This window comes from Vibrio sp. OY15 (genome assembly GCF_000742455.1).
GTDB classification, from domain to species: Bacteria; Pseudomonadota; Gammaproteobacteria; order Enterobacterales; family Vibrionaceae; genus Vibrio; species Vibrio alginolyticus.
Genome location: NZ_JPIL01000032.1, coordinates 71,846 through 88,407 on the forward strand (window position 1 = coordinate 71,846; position 16,562 = coordinate 88,407).

Consider the following 16,562-nt stretch of genomic DNA (forward strand, 5'->3'; position numbering starts at 1 on the left):
AGTCTAAAGTACAGCTATGAGTAGTATTCAACAAAATATTGAACATATCACCTCTCAAATTCGATATGACGAACAAAAATTTGGTCGAACTCCAGAGTCAGTGCAACTTCTAGCGGTAAGCAAAACTAAACCTGTCGAGGCAATTCTCGAAGCCCACCAAGCGGGACAAACCGCCTTTGGTGAAAACTACGTCCAAGAGGGCGTCAGTAAAGTTCAGCACTTTGCCGAGCATTATCCAGATAATCGAATCGAATGGCACTTCATTGGCCCGATTCAGTCGAATAAATCGCGACTTGTTGCCGAACATTTCGATTGGGTTCACACCATCGATCGAACCAAGATTGCTCAACGCCTGAATGATCAGCGTCCAAGCGAACTTAAACCGCTACAAGTTCTGATTCAGGTTAACACCAGTGGTGAAGCATCTAAGTCTGGTGTCACCGAAGCGGAAGTATTCGAGCTGGCGGAGTTGATTTCTCGCCTACCCAACCTCACTTTAAGAGGGTTGATGTCGATTCCTGCCAACGTGTCTGACTACGAATCACAACTTCATGAGTTTCAGAAGTTGGCCACATTGAAGCAAACACTCGAAGCTCAGTTCCCAGAAATCGATACATTATCAATGGGAATGAGTGGTGATATGACCGCTGCAATCGAAGCTGGTAGTACAATGGTTCGTATTGGAACCGCTATTTTCGGCGCGCGAGACTACAGCTAAATCAACAAAACGCTCACTAGCGACATAAATTCGTCGTTAAATTAAAGAGTAAATCGCGCAATCATCTTACTCGCCAATAGGAGCAGTAAGTAACGGCGGTGCCATTATACACCTGAGCGCACAACAAACTCTAAATATCATGATGGAAATCAGACAAATGGAACATAAAAAAATCGCCTTCATTGGTGCTGGCAACATGGTGAGAGCCATTGTTTCTGGCTTGGTTGCTAACGGATACCCAGCGCAAAACATTACCGCGACAGCTCCTTCAGAGGCACGCCGTCTTCCGCTAGAACAAGATTTTGGCATCCGTACCACCAGCGATAACATCCAAGCTGCGACCGAGGCGGATGTGGTGGTATTGTCTGTGAAACCGCAAATGATGGCGGATGTTTGTAAACCACTGCAAGCGATCGATTTCACTAATAAACTGGTGATTTCTATTGCAGCAGGCATCAACTGTTCACGATTGGATGATATGCTAGCCACCAAATTGAACTTGGTTCGTGTTATGCCAAATACGCCATCACAACTTGGGTTGGGCATGAGTGGTTTATTCGCACCAGCCCATGTAACTGAGCAAGACAAAGCTTTTGCTGCAGAGTTAATGGAAGCGGTCGGTAAAGTATGTTGGGTTGAGCAAGAGTCTGGCATCAATAATGTGATTGCCGCTGCAGGCAGTGCTCCGGCATACTTCTTCCTGTTTATGGAGGCGATGCAAGCAGAAGCGATTGCTCAAGGCTTTGATAAAGACACCGCTCGACTATTGGTTCAGCAAGCTGCATTGGGTGCGGCCAGTATGGTGGTTAGCAACCCAGAAACTGAGCTATCGACCCTGCGTGAGAACGTGACATCGAAAGGTGGGACAACGGCAGAAGCACTGCGTACATTCAACGAACATCAACTTTCAGATATTATTGCTAAAGCCATGCAAGCTGCTGTGGCTCGCGCGGAAGAAATGGAAAAACTGTTTTAATTATTTGGATGAACTCCGTTTAGTATCATCCATCACTTGTTAAGGGTACCTTATGAATTCAATGAGTTTTCTCATCTCAACCCTATTTGACCTGTACATCATGGTCGTAATTTTGCGAATTTGGTTGCAAGCTGCACGCGCAGACTTCTACAACCCATTCTCGCAATTCATAGTAAAAGCGACTCAGCCAGTCATTGCTCCACTGCGCCGCATTATCCCTTCCGTGGGGAATATTGACCTAGCAACAGTGTTGTTTGCCTACGTGTTGTGTGTGCTTAAATTTGTCGTTCTGATCCTGATAGCTTCGAACGGTTCCGTCTCTTTCAGCGCTGATTTCTTGTTCTTGGGCTTGTTATCATTAATCAAAGCCGCTGGAGGTCTGCTGTTCTGGGTACTATTGATCCGTGCAATTTTGAGCTGGGTAAGCCAAGGTCGCAGCCCTATCGAGTACGTATTCCATCAATTAACCGAGCCAATGTGCGCACCAATCCGTCGTATTATTCCGGCTATTGGTGGTCTTGATTTGAGCGTACTGGTGCTGTTTATCGGCTTGCAGTTCGCGAACTTCTTGATGGGGGATATCATTGGTCCAATTTGGTTCCAATTATAATGTCAGCCGCAGTTTGGCAAGATGGCGAGGACATCATCCTAAAGCTCTATATTCAACCTAAAGCAAGCCGCGATAAAATCGTTGGCTTGCATGGTGAAGAGCTCAAAATCGCCATTACTGCTCCACCTGTCGATGGCAAAGCTAATGCGCACCTAACTAAGTTCTTAGCCAAGCAGTTTAAAATCGCTAAGGGTTTGGTTCACATAGAAAAAGGTGAATTAGGACGGCACAAACAAATTCGGATAGAATCACCTACCCAGATACCGACAGAAATTAAAGCCATCTTATGATGGCTTTTTATTTACAATTTTGTACCACACTTACTAGTACCAATGACTGAGTTCGCATTTTTACCCCGTGACCAAGGTAAAATTGCGGCTATGGTTGTTTTATAACAAGTGCTTTGAGGAAGTAACAATGAGCAAATGGATTACCGCATTACTGATCAGCCTATTGTCGTTACCAAGCTTCGCCGATCAGTTTAAAAATATGAAAGATATCGAAGTACACTATGTCGCGTTTAACTCGACATTCTTAACACCGAAAGTCGCACGTAGCTACGATATCAAGCGTAATGGATACCTCGCTGTGGTTAATATTAGCGTGCTAGATAGAGCTTCATTGGGTAAACCTGCATTAGAAGCAAAAATTGCTGGACGCGCGAAAAACCTCATCGGCCAAACTCAGACCTTGTCCTTTCGTGAAGTCAAAGAAGGCAATGCGATATACTATTTAGCCGAACTGCCAATTACCCACGAAGAAACTTTTACTTTCGATATTGACGTAAAAGCTGGAAACAAAGGCTCAGGTAAGCTTAAATTCACCCAGAAGTTTTATGTTGAAGAGTAATTGGGTTGTGATGATCCAAAAGCTTTTGGATCTAAGCAGGCTAAAAACCACTTATTAGTTAAAGAATATCTAGAGGAGAACGATTTGTTCTCCTCTATCACTATTAAAAGAGATTCCCATGAAAAAAATTGTGCTAGCAACCGGTAACCAAGGCAAAGTTCGTGAAATGGCAGATTTATTGTCTGACTTCGGTTTTGAAGTATTAGCGCAAAGTGAATTCAATGTATCGGAAGTAGCAGAAACGGGTACAACCTTCATTGAAAACGCGATCATCAAAGCTCGCCATGCCGCACAAGAAACAGGGCTTCCTGCGATTGCAGATGACTCTGGATTAGAAGTCGATTTCTTAAAAGGCGCTCCGGGCATTTACTCTGCACGTTACGCAGGCGAGAGCGCATCTGATCAAGAGAATTTAGAAAAATTGCTAGCGGCAATGGAAGGCGTACCAGAAGCAGAGCGTACAGCACGTTTCCACTGTGTATTAGTCCTCATGCGTCACGAGAACGACCCAACGCCTATCGTCTGCCACGGTAAATGGGAAGGTCGCATTCTAACTGAAGCTCACGGTGAAAATGGTTTTGGCTACGACCCAATCTTCTTTGTTCCTGAAGACAACTGTGCGTCAGCCGAACTTGAACCTGCACGTAAAAAACAACTGTCTCACCGCGGTAAAGCGCTCAAGTCGTTGTTTGCTCAACTGTCTGAGCAAGTGTCTCAGTAATCACGAGCGAATTAGACCATGTTAACGCCCCCAGCACTCAGCTTGTATGTACACATCCCGTGGTGTGTGCAAAAGTGCCCGTATTGCGACTTTAACTCTCACGCGCTCAAAACCGAGATTCCAGAAGAAGAGTACATCAGTGCCCTTTTAGAAGATTTGGATACCGACATTGAGAAATACCGACTTAACGAAGCGCCACGTCCACTGCATTCAATCTTCATTGGTGGTGGTACGCCGAGTTTGATTTCGGCAGAAGGCATCGAGCGTCTACTTAAGGGCATTGAAGCGCGTATTCCGTTCAAGCCTGAAATCGAAATCACCATGGAAGCGAATCCAGGCACCATCGAAACAGAGCGTTTTGTTGGCTACCGCAAAGCTGGTGTAACGCGTATCTCTATCGGCGTGCAAAGCTTTGAGCAACAAAAGCTTGAGCGTTTGGGGCGCATTCACGGCCAAGACGAAGCCGTCAATGCTGCTAAGCTGGCGCACCAAATCGGTTTGAACAGTTTTAACCTCGATCTCATGCACGGCTTACCTGATCAAAGCATCGAACAAGCCTTGGCAGATTTGGACAAAGCGATTGAGTTGGCACCGCCGCACTTGTCTTGGTATCAGCTGACCATCGAACCAAACACCATGTTCTACTACAAGCCACCAACGCTACCTGACGATGATGACTTGTGGGATATTTTCGAGCTCGGACACCAAAAACTTGCAGCCGCGGGTTATGTGCAATATGAAATCTCCGGTTACAGCAAGCCGGGCTATCAGTGTCAGCACAACCTCAACTACTGGCGCTTTGGTGATTACCTTGGTATCGGTTGTGGCTCTCATGGCAAACTCAGTTTTACCGACGGACGTATTATTCGAACGACAAAGGTAAAACACCCGCGAGGCTATTTAGCGGCTTATCAAAATATGGTCAAACCTTATCTGCATACAGAACATGTCGTCGCGGATGAAGATCGTCCATTCGAGTTCTTTATGAACCGATTCCGCTTAATCGAAGCCTGTCCGAAGCAAGATTATGTGGACACCACGAGCTTACCGCTCAGTACGATTCAAGAAACCATCGACTGGGCGATAGAAATGGGCTACCTGAATGAAACGCCTACCCACTGGCAAATTACTGAAAAAGGGAAGCTCTTCCTTAATGATTTGCTCGAAGCCTTTATGGCCGAAGAAAGCGAAGACTAACGCAACCCCAAAACAAAAAAAGCCTCTCAATTGAGAGGCTTTTTATTTAGAAACTGTGCCGTCCTAAATAAGGTTGACACATTTCCACATTAGAAAATTGAACGGCCAATTCGCTCTGAGAGCAGCTCAAGCGCCTTAGTACCCGCAAGCGAGTTACCTGAAGGATCAAGCTCTGGAGACCATACTGAAATGGTCATTTCACCAGGTACTACCGCGATAATGCCACCACCAACACCAGACTTACCAGGCATTCCAACGCGATAAGCAAACTCGCCCGCGCCATCATACAAGCCACACGTTGCTAACAGTGCATTAAGTTGTTTGGTTTGCACAGGAGAAACTACAGGCTTACCCGTTTGTACCGATGTGCCCTTGTTTGCTAAATAGCTAAACGTTTTAGCCAAATCGACGCAACTCATCTTCAGCGCACAAGCGTGGAAGTAGTTTTGTAGTACTGGAATCACTTCATTTTCGAAGTTGCCAAACGAACGCATGAGATATGCAATCGCCGCATTACGATCACCATGCATCATTTCGGATGCCGCAACGACTTTGTCATACACAATATGGGTATCACCAGAAAGCTGACGCACAAACTCCAACAGGCGCTGACGAGGCGCAGATAAGCGAGTTTGTAACAAATCCGCCACTACTATCGCTCCAGCATTTATAAATGGATTACGAGGAATACCTTGCTCCATTTCTAGCTGGATTAGCGAATTAAATGCCTGCCCCGAAGGCTCTTTTCCCACTCGAGACCAAATTTCTTCTTGCTTGTACAAGCACATCGCTAACGTCAAGCTCAATGCTTTTGAAATAGATTGGATAGAGAAAGGTTCATCGGCATCACCCGCCTTAATAACCTCACCTTCGTTGGTGTATACCGCAATACCTAACTTGTTGCTGGGTACTTTTGCCAGAGCAGGAATATAATCAGCCACTTTACCTTGGCCGATTAAAGGGCGTACTTCCGCCAAAATATCTGTCAAAATTTCCACTGTCGGTTTCATTCTCTACCTTCTATTTACAAGAGAACTCGTTGAGCTCAGAGGTAAAAAAAGCCAACGTGTCGTTGGCTTTTCCATAGGGTTCGTTCGACTCAAGTCGATTATGGTTTTACTGCCACAATAATATTGCGGTTGATAGATTGATCAACACGGTGAAGATAACCGATGTAAGGCTCTTCTGAAAGTACCTTCCAACCTTGCTCTTCAAATAATGCCGCGACATCTTTCCATTTCAATGTGAATTCATTGAAAGACAACACCACTGAACCTTGCTTTTTCAATACCACTTTCCATGCAGGCAGAGCCTCGTTTAAAAGCTCTAGTGGACTGCGGTTCAGTTTGCTGTCCTTAGCATTTTTGCTGCCGTGTTGCACGCCATAAGGCAGATCAGACACCATCACATCAACTGAGTTCTTTTTCACGACTTGATCAGCGATACGAGTATCAGCCGAATACAGCTTCATAAACTGAAGATTGCCTTGGTTGTAATCTTCTTTATTTACTGCAGCTTCAACCACGAAACCATCCGCCACTTTCTTGCCACCCGCAGTGCGCTTTTCTTTGCTCACTTTGTGCTTAAAGCGGCCATTCTTCATGAACTTAACAATAAAGGTCTGGATCTCTTGCACCCACTTGGCGTTGATCTCAACCCCTACCACGTTCAAACCGTGGATCAAGCCTTCAAATAAGGTTGTACCTTTACCACACATTGGATCCATTAAGGTCAGTTGTTCACTTCCCGTATTGGACGCACTAATGCCGATATTCACCATCAAACGGGTAAACTGTTCGTTTGTTTTCCCGGTGTAGCGCAAAATCTGGCTCATACTTTCCGGGAAAGTGTTAAATACGGGCGCTTGAACTGGTCGAAGTAAACCATCTTCGCGCACTTCAAATAGCGCATAGTAAATCGAAGAGGCTGCGATTCTTCGCGCCTGCTCATCGGTTAGCGCTTCCTGACAAGAAAACACCAACGCAGCAGGTAAGCCAACGTCTTTACTACCAATTTCTGTCACATCCACGCCTTGTGAAGCTAAAATTGCTTTTAGCTCAGAACAGGCAATGGTCATTGCGCTATCAAAGTAAATTCGGTTATGACCCGGATTCGCTAATATCGCGTAATGGTACATCCCATGAACTCCTCTGGTTACGCAATACGCTTATATTTGATATCCCAAACACCGTGACCAAGACGGTGACCACGAGCTTCAAACTTCGTTAGCGGGCGATCGTCTGGACGAGGAACGAAATCACCATCTTTAGCAATGTTTTCGAAACCTGGCGCTTGGTTCATCACTTCAATCATGTGCTCTGCGTAGTTTTCCCAGTCGGTCGCCATGTGGAAAATACCTTCATTAGGGATAAGCTTCTCACGCACCATTTCCGCAAAACCTAATTGAACAATACGACGCTTGTGGTGACGCTTCTTATGCCAAGGGTCTGGGAAGAACAATTGCAGTGTCGATAAGCTGCCATTTGGGATCATGTGTTCGAATACTTCTACCGCATCGTGACACATTACACGCAGGTTAGTAATTCCTGCTTCGCGAGCATCCGCAAGACAAGCACCAACGCCCGGGCTATGAACTTCGATACCGATGAAGTTTTTCTCTGGCGCGTTCTTTGCCATTTCAACCAATGAAGCACCCATACCAAAACCGATCTCAAGCACTACTGGGTTATCGTTGCCAAACACCTCTTTCCAATCGAGAAGTTCAGCTTTGAAGTCAATACCCATCGTAGGCCAGCATTCATTCATCGCGCTCTCTTGACCTTTAGTCAAACGCCCTTCACGGCGTACAAAGCTGCGGATTTTGCGGATCAGCTTTCCGTCTTCGTTGTATTCGTTAGTGGTTACTTCACTCATTGATTTTGCCTGCACATTGATTAATCAAAGCGGGGATTATCCAAAGAATTTACTTAGGTGCAAGTATTTGTTGAGCTCTTGGTCTATGGCAACCCAAAAGCAACGACACACCTCTTTATATCCCTACTGTTTATCCGTTGTACTTCTTGCCCATTATGTGGTGCAATTTTGCACCTAACCAATAATAGAATACAGAGCAAGTCGTGACACCTTTCGCCAGTGCCATCCTAGAATGGTATGACGCATATGGAAGAAAAGATCTTCCGTGGCAACAAAATAAGACCGCATACAGTGTCTGGTTGTCTGAAATTATGCTTCAGCAAACTCAGGTCACTACGGTTATTCCGTATTACCAACGTTTTTTGGAGCGCTTTCCAACCGTGATCGATCTTGCCAATGCTGAGCAAGATGAAGTCCTACACCTTTGGACTGGCTTAGGGTATTACGCCCGAGCCCGTAACCTTCACAAAGCAGCACAAGAGGTCGCCTCTACATACAATGGTGAGTTTCCTCTTGATATAGAGAAAATGAACGCCCTACCGGGGATTGGTCGCTCTACTGCTGCCGCCATTTTATCGTCTGTGTATAAACAACCACACGCGATTCTTGATGGTAACGTGAAGCGCACCCTATCCCGCTGTTTCGCAGTTGCAGGATGGCCAGGACAAAAAAAGGTTGAAAACCAGCTGTGGGAAATTGCCGAAACGCATACCCCACAAACGGATGTAGATAAGTATAACCAGGCAATGATGGACATGGGCGCAATGGTCTGCACTCGCAGCAAACCCAAATGTAGCCTCTGCCCTGTTGCTGACCTGTGTGTGGCAAAACAACAAGGTAATGTGCTCGACTACCCGGGCAAAAAACCGAAGAAAGATAAACCAATCAAGCAAACTCGTTTCGTGATGCTTCACCACAACACCGAAAATGGTCATGAGGTGTGGTTGGAGCAAAGACCACAAACAGGCATTTGGGGTGGCTTATTCTGCTTCCCACAAACCGAACATGTGGATGCAGAAAGCGACATTGAATTGCTACTGGATCAACGCGGCATTCAAGCCAGCAATATCAAACAGAAGCAAACACTGATTACCTTTCGTCATACATTCAGCCATTACCACCTAGATATCACGCCAATTTTGATTGATTTATCAAAGCAACCGGACGTGATAATGGAAGGCAACAAAGGTCTTTGGTATAACTTATCTAAACCTGAAGAAGTCGGTTTAGCCGCGCCAGTAAAACTATTGCTGGAAACGCTACCCCACGAACTTCGTTAATTGAATACAAGGAGTCATTATGAGCCGCACTGTATTTTGTGCTCGACTAAAGAAAGAAGGCGAAGGTCTAGACTTTCAACTTTACCCTGGTGAACTAGGTAAACGCATTTTCGACAACATCTCGAAAGAAGCGTGGGCTCAGTGGCAACACAAACAAACCATGTTGATCAACGAGAAGAAACTCAACATGATGGATCCAGAACACCGCAAACTGATCGAAACAGAAATGGTAAATTTCCTCTTTGAAGGAAAAGACGTTCATATCGAAGGTTACACACCGCCGAGCGAATAAAGTCGCTTGAGTTAAACAATGACATCACAACCATTTGTGGTGTCATTTTTCTATTACCTTCAATAACTCTGATACTTATGAAAAAAATTGTCTTTATTGCTGCCGCACTTTTAATGGCAGGCTGTAGCCGTGAATTCGTCGAAAAGATTTATGACGTCAACTACGAGCCAACAAACCGTTTTGCCAATAACTTAGCTGAGCTACCAGGACAATTTGAAAAAGATACTGCGGCGCTAGATGCCTTAATCAATAGCTTTTCAGGCAATATTCAAAAGCGCTGGGGTAAAAAAGAAATCAAGTACGCAGGCAAGAGTAATTACGTTAAGTACATCGATAACTACCTTAGCCGCGCCGAGGTCGACTTTCGCAAAGGCGTGATCACGATAGAGACCGTATCACCGACCGAGCCCCAAAAACACCTAAAAGACGCGATTGTCACCACCTTATTAACACCAGACGATCCCGCTCACGTCGACTTATTCTCCTCTAAAGGTATCACGTTAGAGGGGCAACCATTCCTGTATAAACAAGTTGTCGACCAAGACAATAAGCCAATTCAATGGTCTTGGCGGGCAAACCGATTTGCGGAATACCTCATCGCAAATAAAATAAAAACCAAAAATGTAGATTTCAAGAAAGCGTATTACGTCGAAATTCCCATGGTTGAAGACCACTTTTCAACTCGCAGCTACCAATACGCCGATATCGTGCGTCGAGCTTCCAAGAAATACGACATTCCAGAAGACTTGATATACGCCATTATTAAAACCGAGAGCAGTTTCAACCCATACGCGGTAAGTTGGGCAAATGCATATGGCCTAATGCAAGTTGTACCTAAAACAGCGGGACGAGATGTGTTCAAACTCGTGAAAAAGCGCTCGGGCCAACCAAGCCCTGAATATTTGTTTAATCCAGAAAACAACATAGATACTGGTACTGCGTATTTCTATATCTTAAAAAATCGTTATTTAAGAGAAGTCCGCCACCCTACCTCTCTCGAGTACAGCATGATTTCAGCTTACAATGGCGGTACTGGAGGAGTTTTAAACACATTTCATCGCAGTGATCGCAAACGCGCAATGCAAGATCTTAATTCATTGCAACCCAACCAAGTTTATTGGGCGTTAACCAAGAAACACCCGAACGCAGAAGCGCGTCGCTACCTAGAAAAAGTTACAAATTTCAAAAAGGAATTTAACTCGAAGCAAACTTTGTAGTGACAGTTGAATAAAAAGCGTTCGAACAACCACTTTTTTGAAATTATTTAAAAAAAGTGGTTGACGCAACGCGGGAAAATCCGTTTAATAGCGCTCCGTTGCCCGGATAGCTCAGTCGGTAGAGCAGAGGATTGAAAATCCTCGTGTCGGTGGTTCGATTCCGCCTCCGGGCACCACAATTTGATTTGTTGGTGTCTTAACGAAATGTTATAACACGGACAAAAGCACAAAGAATAAAGTGTGCCGACTTAGCTCAGTAGGTAGAGCAACTGACTTGTAATCAGTAGGTCACCAGTTCGATTCCGGTAGTCGGCACCATTCTTTTGCCTCGATAGCTCAGTCGGTAGAGCAGAGGATTGAAAATCCTCGTGTCGGTGGTTCGATTCCGCCTCGAGGCACCATATTTGGTGCACTTGCTTCATAAGCAAGACACAAAAAAGAATAGTTCCTCCTTAGCTCAGTTGGTAGAGCGACGGACTGTTAATCCGCAGGTCGCTGGTTCGAGCCCAGCAGGAGGAGCCAATTTCTAGAATCTTACTTAAGTGAGATTTTAAAAACTGAAGAGATAATCTCTTCTAGAAAGAATACAGTGTGCCGACTTAGCTCAGTAGGTAGAGCAACTGACTTGTAATCAGTAGGTCACCAGTTCGATTCCGGTAGTCGGCACCATTCTTTTGCCTCGATAGCTCAGTCGGTAGAGCAGAGGATTGAAAATCCTCGTGTCGGTGGTTCGATTCCGCCTCGAGGCACCATATCTGGTGCACTTGCTTCATAAGCAAGACACAAAAAAGAATAATTCCTCCTTAGCTCAGTTGGTAGAGCGACGGACTGTTAATCCGCAGGTCGCTGGTTCGAGCCCAGCAGGAGGAGCCACTTTTAAAGCCGCATCACTTGATGCGGCTTTTTTGTATCTGCTTTATACGTCATTTCTCACTTTCCCATTTATCTGCACTTCATTTCTAAACATCAGCGAACATTAAATCCTTTCTTCAAAAACACTTATTTCACGCTAAAAATTTAATCCTCATCGTAATTTCAATACGCATTAGTATCCGAGCATATTTATCTTCACTAAGATGCCCGAGTTATTACATTTCTTCTTTTAGCTATGCCTTGCATAGTGATAACACTTTATTTGTGAGCTAAATATGAAACTAAAAACTCAAGCCTATTTATTATCTGCGATCATATTGCTAGCTCTCCTAGCTCTGACCGCAACGGGCTTATGGACACTTCGCGTCGCAAGTAACCTTGATAACAAAGCTCGAGTTACTGAGCTATTTAAAAGTGCGTACAGCATACTTACCGAAGTAGAAAAGATGGCTATCGAAGGCAAAATGCCGGAAGACGAAGCGAAAGCATTAGCCACTCGCCTACTTCGTAACAATATCTACAAAGACAACGAATACGTTTATGTCGCAGATGAAAATATGATGTTCATCGCCGCACCACTAGACCCTCAACTACACGGAACCAGCTTCCATGACTTTAGAGATGACAGTGGTAATAGCGTAGGCCAACTCATTCTAGATGTATTGGGGCACAAAACAGGTCAGATCATTGAATATACCTGGAGCCAAAAACAAGCTGATGGCAGCATTGAAGAAAAACACTCGATAGCAGAAAAAACACCACACTGGGGCTGGGTTGTCGGTACAGGTATTGGCTTTAATGAAGTTAACGCACGTTTTTGGTCGACAGCACAATGGCAGCTTGTGCTGTGTCTGATTATCGCGGGAAGTATTCTAAGTGGCCTGATCATTTCGATTCGCAAAATGCTTCATCTACTTGGTGGAGAGCCTAACGACGTGCGTAAAGCAGTTCAAGCTGTCGCTCAAGGAGACATTCAGACCAGTTTTGATACTGTGGCACCGAGAGGAAGTATCTATCGTGCCGTGCAAGATATGAGTCAATCACTAGCTACCATGGTGACAAACCTAGAGAAGTCTATGCATGCACTGCGCGCAGAGTTATCTGCCGTAGAAGCTCGATCAAATACGATTGCCGATCTTACCGTATCTCAGCAGCAATCAACGGCGATGATTGCCACTGCGATGACTGAAATGGCATCTTCAGCCAACCATGTTGCCAATTCAGCAAGCGACACCGCAAACAATACGGACGAGGCTGACAAACAAAGCCAACATACTCAGAAACTCATTCATAACACGGTTGAAAACATTCAAGGTTTAGCTTCTCAATTAAATACTGCGAGTAAAGCGGTCGCCGATCTAGATCAGGATGTAAATAATATTGTAAAAGTGCTCGATGTGATTGGTGATATTGCAGAGCAAACAAACCTATTGGCACTCAATGCAGCCATTGAAGCAGCACGTGCTGGAGAACAAGGCCGAGGCTTCGCAGTCGTTGCTGATGAGGTACGCAACCTAGCAGGACGCACACAAGACAGCACAAAAGAGATTCAGTATATGATCTCCAATCTGCAAGAAGGCTCTCGCAATGCCATTCACACAATGGAAATATGTGCAGAAACCAGTGAAAGCACTGTTACAGAGTCTAAGAATGCCTCTGAAGCTCTACAGCAAATTGTAACGGCGTTAGAATCTATCACCACAATGAGCCAGCAGATCGCTACTGCTGCCGCTGAGCAGACGCAGGTTAGCGATGATATTGCGCTACGCATAAACCTTATCGAGGAAAGCGGAGGCCAACTCAACTCTGTCGTAACCGAGAGCCAATCAAGTACTCAAAGTTTAGCTTCACTAGCGAATGAGCTAGAAGGTTGGGTAAACAAGTTCTCAGTAAAGCACTAGTTTAAAGTCAATTGTTCAATAAAAAGCACGTTTTCAGACGTGCTTTTTTGTTTTTATCGCCTTTATTTTGCAAGTGAACACACTATCAATGTTAAAACATCGCTTAAAGCATGGCGCATTGCTGCTAAAAATGCATAAAAACAGCCCACTCCGAGCACAAATTCATCAAACGATATTTTATTTTAATTTTATTGTTGACCTGAAAGCCGAAAAGCCTTTTAATACACCTCGTCGCCCGGATAGCTCAGTCGGTAGAGCAGAGGATTGAAAATCCTCGTGTCGGTGGTTCGATTCCGCCTCCGGGCACCACAATTTATTAATTGTTGGTGCTTAGCACGAACAATGTTAAAGAATAAAATGTGCCGACTTAGCTCAGTAGGTAGAGCAACTGACTTGTAATCAGTAGGTCACCAGTTCGATTCCGGTAGTCGGCACCATTTATTCTCTTAAAAAAGACAATTCCTCCTTAGCTCAGTTGGTAGAGCGACGGACTGTTAATCCGCAGGTCGCTGGTTCGAGCCCAGCAGGAGGAGCCAATTTTCATTATTAAGTTAATAACTTATTAATGACATTGTGCCGACTTAGCTCAGTAGGTAGAGCAACTGACTTGTAATCAGTAGGTCACCAGTTCGATTCCGGTAGTCGGCACCACTTATTAAAATTTGTTCCTCCTTAGCTCAGTTGGTAGAGCGACGGACTGTTAATCCGCAGGTCGCTGGTTCGAGCCCAGCAGGAGGAGCCATATTAGAAGAATCCGCATCACTTGATGCGGCTTTTTTGTATTAGTTTAAAGCTAAGCTCTCTCCTACCCCATAACGAAATAACATAAGCGCTTTGATTATTAAAAACCGCTTACCGCAAGCTAACTATCGACTCACTAAGTAACCAGAAAATATTAACCACAAACGCGCGTGGCAAATGGTATGCCTTTCAACTAAAAAAAAGCTAGGTAAAAACCTAGCTTTTTAATTCAATCGGCCATCTCTGAAATCAGCTTAAACCACCAAGACAAATATACTTTGTCTCCAGATATTCATCGAGTCCTTGCTTAGCACCTTCCCGTCCAACACCCGACTCTTTAACTCCACCAAATGGAGCCACTTCAGTAGAGATGATCCCTTCATTAACTCCAACCATGCCGTACTCTAAACCTTCACTAAAAGTCACAATACGCTTCAAGCTATTCGTATAGAAATAGCAAGCCAAACCATATTCTGTATCGTTCGCCATTTCGAGAACTTGATAATCATTTTCAAAGGTAACAATAGGCAACACAGGCCCGAATAGCTCTTGCTGAACAATCGACATATTCTGCGTCACACTATCCAAAAGAACGGGCTCCATAAAGCGACCAGGCCGTCTCTGTGGAGAGTTAGCAATAGAGGCTCCTTCTTGTACAGCTTGATCGATCGCCGCCTCTAGTCGATGCTTAGAGGCCATCGTAATAACAGGACCTAATGTGACACCTTTCTCTAAACCATTTCCAAGCTTTAATTTGCTTAACTTCGACAATACTTTATCAATAAAAGCTTGTTTTACATTTTTATGAACATATAGCCGATTGGTACAAACACATGTTTGCCCCGCATTACGGAACTTCGACGCGACAAGCCCTTCCGCAGCCTCATCTAAGTCTGCATCTTCAAACACGATGAAAGGCGCATTACCACCCAACTCCATCGACACCGCCTTGACTGAATCACTGGCTTGCTTCATCAAAATTTTCCCAACGCGCGTAGACCCCGTAAAAGAGATCTTCTGAATCCTAGGATCAGTACTTAGTACTTGACCAAACTCAGCAGCCTGCTCCGACACCACGACAGAAAGCAGTTCTTTAGGGATACCAGCCTGATAAGCTAATTCAACAACAGCAATTGCAGTGAGAGGGGTAAGCTCTGATGGCTTGATCAACATGCCACAACCTGCCGCTAGGGCTGGTGCTGCTTTTCTTGTAATCATCGCAATAGGGAAGTTCCAAGGTGTAATTGCAGCGCATACTCCCACAGGCTGGCGAATTGCAGATAGACGTCTATCTGTCGTGGGGGCAGGAATAACTTCGCCATAAGCACGTTTTGCTTCTTCTGAGAACCACTCGACAAAAGAGGCACCATACATCACTTCCCCTTTGCTCTCAGCTAAAGGTTTACCCTGCTCTAAGGTAATAATCGTGGCTATGTCTTCTGCATTATCAAGAAGTAGTTGATACCACCCCCTCAAACGACGAGAGCGCTCTTTGGCACTTAATTTAGCCCAACGGACTTGCTCCGTTTTGCACTGACCAATGAGATCATCTAACTCATCAAGAGTACTAGGCTTTAACCGAATTAACTCTTGCTCAGTTGCAGGGTTGATGACCACAATTCCCTCTTCGGAAGACCATTGCTTAAATACAGATTTCAGCGTTTCATTTTTTATTTGTTGCATCATCAAACATACTCCTCAAGAACTCCTCTTAGGTTAATCGCTACTAGCAAGTTCAGCAAAGAAAACAAAGTTTTCTAAAAGGCATTAATTTTCGGAAGACTTAGCTCTCTTCCTCACTATATTTCGGGAAATTGCGTAATCCACGCAACGACGGTCCCGCTCTAAACATGGAAGCAATGAATGTTTGAGAAATAAGATGTAGAAAATTATTGTTTAAGAGAGACGCTAACAAAACGCGCAGTGAGGAAGACTATTTATTCTATTACGGTTGAGGGCGAGTGTTATAAAGACTCATTGTTCAAATGACCAATCTTTCAACGAGGACAGGATACAAACTCGGAGTAATTGGAAGTGCAGGCAGCAGGCTCATCTTCCTGAGAAACTCATGTGCCAAAAGGGTAAAGAAAGTCGTATTGTCTCGCCTTCAATGTGTAAATGCATTTCTAGGGGACACGACCAAACGAAAAAGCCCCAGTCTTTCGACTGGGGCTTAATATAAGTGGCGGAGTGGACGGGACTCGAACCCGCGACCCCCGGCGTGACAGGCCGGTATTCTAACCAACTGAACTACCACTCCGCAGTGGTATCACTCGCTTTAATAAGCAAGCGTCCGCTTTTGTCTTCACTTTT

15 protein-coding genes and 13 tRNA genes are annotated in these 16,562 nt (G+C 44.7%); 23 read left to right on the forward strand and 5 right to left on the reverse strand.

Translation table 11 applies throughout. The annotated features are described in order from the left end of the window. The first annotated feature begins 16 nt into the window (after positions 1–16). The 7 genes from IJ23_RS23145 (at position 17) to hemW (ending at position 5,071) form a co-directional block, all read left to right on the forward strand. A complete protein-coding gene (locus tag IJ23_RS23145) occupies positions 17–718 on the forward strand; it encodes a YggS family pyridoxal phosphate-dependent enzyme (protein WP_006743092.1) in 702 nt (233 codons plus the stop codon). A 157-nt stretch (positions 719–875) separates the two neighbouring features. Next, positions 876–1,694: a pyrroline-5-carboxylate reductase gene (gene proC / locus IJ23_RS23150; protein ID WP_033907458.1), complete on the forward strand. Its 819-nt coding sequence runs from the start codon at positions 876–878 to the stop codon at positions 1,692–1,694. Positions 1,695–1,746: 52 nt separating this feature from the next. After that, complete coding sequence (locus IJ23_RS23155; RefSeq protein WP_005393978.1) at positions 1,747–2,304, forward strand: YggT family protein; 558 nt, start codon at positions 1,747–1,749, stop codon at positions 2,302–2,304. Beyond that, entirely contained in the window at positions 2,304–2,594 is a 291-nt protein-coding gene (yggU, locus tag IJ23_RS23160) for a DUF167 family protein YggU (protein ID WP_005393980.1), read from the forward strand. Before IJ23_RS23155 ends, yggU begins: the two co-directional genes overlap by 1 nt. A gap of 127 nt (positions 2,595–2,721) precedes the next feature. Next, on the forward strand, positions 2,722–3,153 hold the full coding sequence (locus IJ23_RS23165) for a DUF4426 domain-containing protein (protein ID WP_005393982.1): 432 nt from the start codon (positions 2,722–2,724) through the stop codon (positions 3,151–3,153). 118 nt (positions 3,154–3,271) lie between these two features. Further along, entirely contained in the window at positions 3,272–3,874 is a 603-nt protein-coding gene (locus IJ23_RS23170) for an XTP/dITP diphosphatase (RefSeq protein WP_005381009.1), read from the forward strand. A gap of 18 nt (positions 3,875–3,892) precedes the next feature. Beyond that, on the forward strand, positions 3,893–5,071 hold the full coding sequence (gene hemW, locus IJ23_RS23175) for a radical SAM family heme chaperone HemW (protein WP_017821891.1): 1,179 nt from the start codon (positions 3,893–3,895) through the stop codon (positions 5,069–5,071). A gap of 89 nt (positions 5,072–5,160) precedes the next feature. Here hemW and glsB read toward each other — a convergent pair whose 3' ends face one another. The 3 genes from glsB to trmB form a co-directional block, all read right to left on the reverse strand. Next, a complete protein-coding gene (glsB, locus tag IJ23_RS23180; protein ID WP_005381007.1) occupies positions 5,161–6,081 on the reverse strand; it encodes a glutaminase B in 921 nt (306 codons plus the stop codon). Between the two features lie 98 nt (positions 6,082–6,179). Further along, positions 6,180–7,208 carry a TRM11 family SAM-dependent methyltransferase gene (locus IJ23_RS23185; RefSeq protein WP_017821892.1) on the reverse strand — a complete coding sequence of 343 codons (1,029 nt, stop codon included), beginning with the start codon at positions 7,206–7,208 and terminating at the stop codon, positions 6,180–6,182. Between the two features lie 17 nt (positions 7,209–7,225). After that, positions 7,226–7,945: a tRNA (guanosine(46)-N7)-methyltransferase TrmB gene (gene trmB / locus IJ23_RS23190; RefSeq protein ID WP_005384506.1), complete on the reverse strand. Its 720-nt coding sequence runs from the start codon at positions 7,943–7,945 to the stop codon at positions 7,226–7,228. A gap of 203 nt (positions 7,946–8,148) precedes the next feature. On the opposite strand from trmB, the gene mutY reads away from it, so the two are divergent. The 16 genes from mutY (at position 8,149) to IJ23_RS23270 (ending at position 14,250) form a co-directional block, all read left to right on the forward strand. Further along, complete coding sequence (gene mutY, locus IJ23_RS23195) at positions 8,149–9,225, forward strand: A/G-specific adenine glycosylase (RefSeq protein ID WP_017635575.1); 1,077 nt, start codon at positions 8,149–8,151, stop codon at positions 9,223–9,225. 19 nt (positions 9,226–9,244) lie between these two features. Then, positions 9,245–9,517 carry an oxidative damage protection protein gene (locus tag IJ23_RS23200; RefSeq protein WP_005381002.1) on the forward strand — a complete coding sequence of 91 codons (273 nt, stop codon included), beginning with the start codon at positions 9,245–9,247 and terminating at the stop codon, positions 9,515–9,517. 77 nt (positions 9,518–9,594) lie between these two features. Further along, positions 9,595–10,734: a membrane-bound lytic murein transglycosylase MltC gene (gene mltC / locus IJ23_RS23205; RefSeq protein WP_005381001.1), complete on the forward strand. Its 1,140-nt coding sequence runs from the start codon at positions 9,595–9,597 to the stop codon at positions 10,732–10,734. Between the two features lie 100 nt (positions 10,735–10,834). Beyond that, positions 10,835–10,910 (forward strand) — tRNA-Phe (locus IJ23_RS23210). Positions 10,911–10,976: 66 nt separating this feature from the next. Continuing rightward, a tRNA-Thr gene (locus IJ23_RS23215) sits at positions 10,977–11,052 on the forward strand. A gap of 7 nt (positions 11,053–11,059) precedes the next feature. Continuing rightward, positions 11,060–11,135, forward strand: a tRNA-Phe gene (locus tag IJ23_RS23220). A gap of 45 nt (positions 11,136–11,180) precedes the next feature. After that, a tRNA-Asn gene (locus tag IJ23_RS23225) sits at positions 11,181–11,256 on the forward strand. 71 nt (positions 11,257–11,327) lie between these two features. Then, positions 11,328–11,403, forward strand: a tRNA-Thr gene (locus IJ23_RS23230). 7 nt (positions 11,404–11,410) lie between these two features. After that, positions 11,411–11,486 (forward strand) — tRNA-Phe (locus tag IJ23_RS23235). Between the two features lie 45 nt (positions 11,487–11,531). After that, a tRNA-Asn gene (locus IJ23_RS23240) sits at positions 11,532–11,607 on the forward strand. A 275-nt stretch (positions 11,608–11,882) separates the two neighbouring features. Continuing rightward, the gene (locus IJ23_RS23245; protein ID WP_033907459.1) at positions 11,883–13,508 is read left to right on the forward strand and encodes a methyl-accepting chemotaxis protein; all 1,626 of its coding nucleotides are present in this window, start codon (positions 11,883–11,885) and stop codon (positions 13,506–13,508) included. A 233-nt stretch (positions 13,509–13,741) separates the two neighbouring features. After that, positions 13,742–13,817: transfer RNA gene (locus IJ23_RS23250), tRNA-Phe, on the forward strand. A gap of 52 nt (positions 13,818–13,869) precedes the next feature. After that, a tRNA-Thr gene (locus IJ23_RS23255) sits at positions 13,870–13,945 on the forward strand. A gap of 23 nt (positions 13,946–13,968) precedes the next feature. After that, positions 13,969–14,044 (forward strand) — tRNA-Asn (locus IJ23_RS23260). Positions 14,045–14,083: 39 nt separating this feature from the next. Beyond that, positions 14,084–14,159, forward strand: a tRNA-Thr gene (locus IJ23_RS23265). A gap of 15 nt (positions 14,160–14,174) precedes the next feature. Then, positions 14,175–14,250, forward strand: a tRNA-Asn gene (locus tag IJ23_RS23270). Between the two features lie 248 nt (positions 14,251–14,498). Here the strand turns inward: IJ23_RS23270 and IJ23_RS23275 are convergent. Both IJ23_RS23275 and IJ23_RS23280 read right to left on the reverse strand, forming a co-directional pair. Continuing rightward, a complete protein-coding gene (locus IJ23_RS23275) occupies positions 14,499–15,935 on the reverse strand; it encodes an NAD-dependent succinate-semialdehyde dehydrogenase (RefSeq protein ID WP_081107536.1) in 1,437 nt (478 codons plus the stop codon). Between the two features lie 497 nt (positions 15,936–16,432). Continuing rightward, positions 16,433–16,509, reverse strand: a tRNA-Asp gene (locus IJ23_RS23280). Positions 16,510–16,562: the final 53 nt, after the last annotated feature.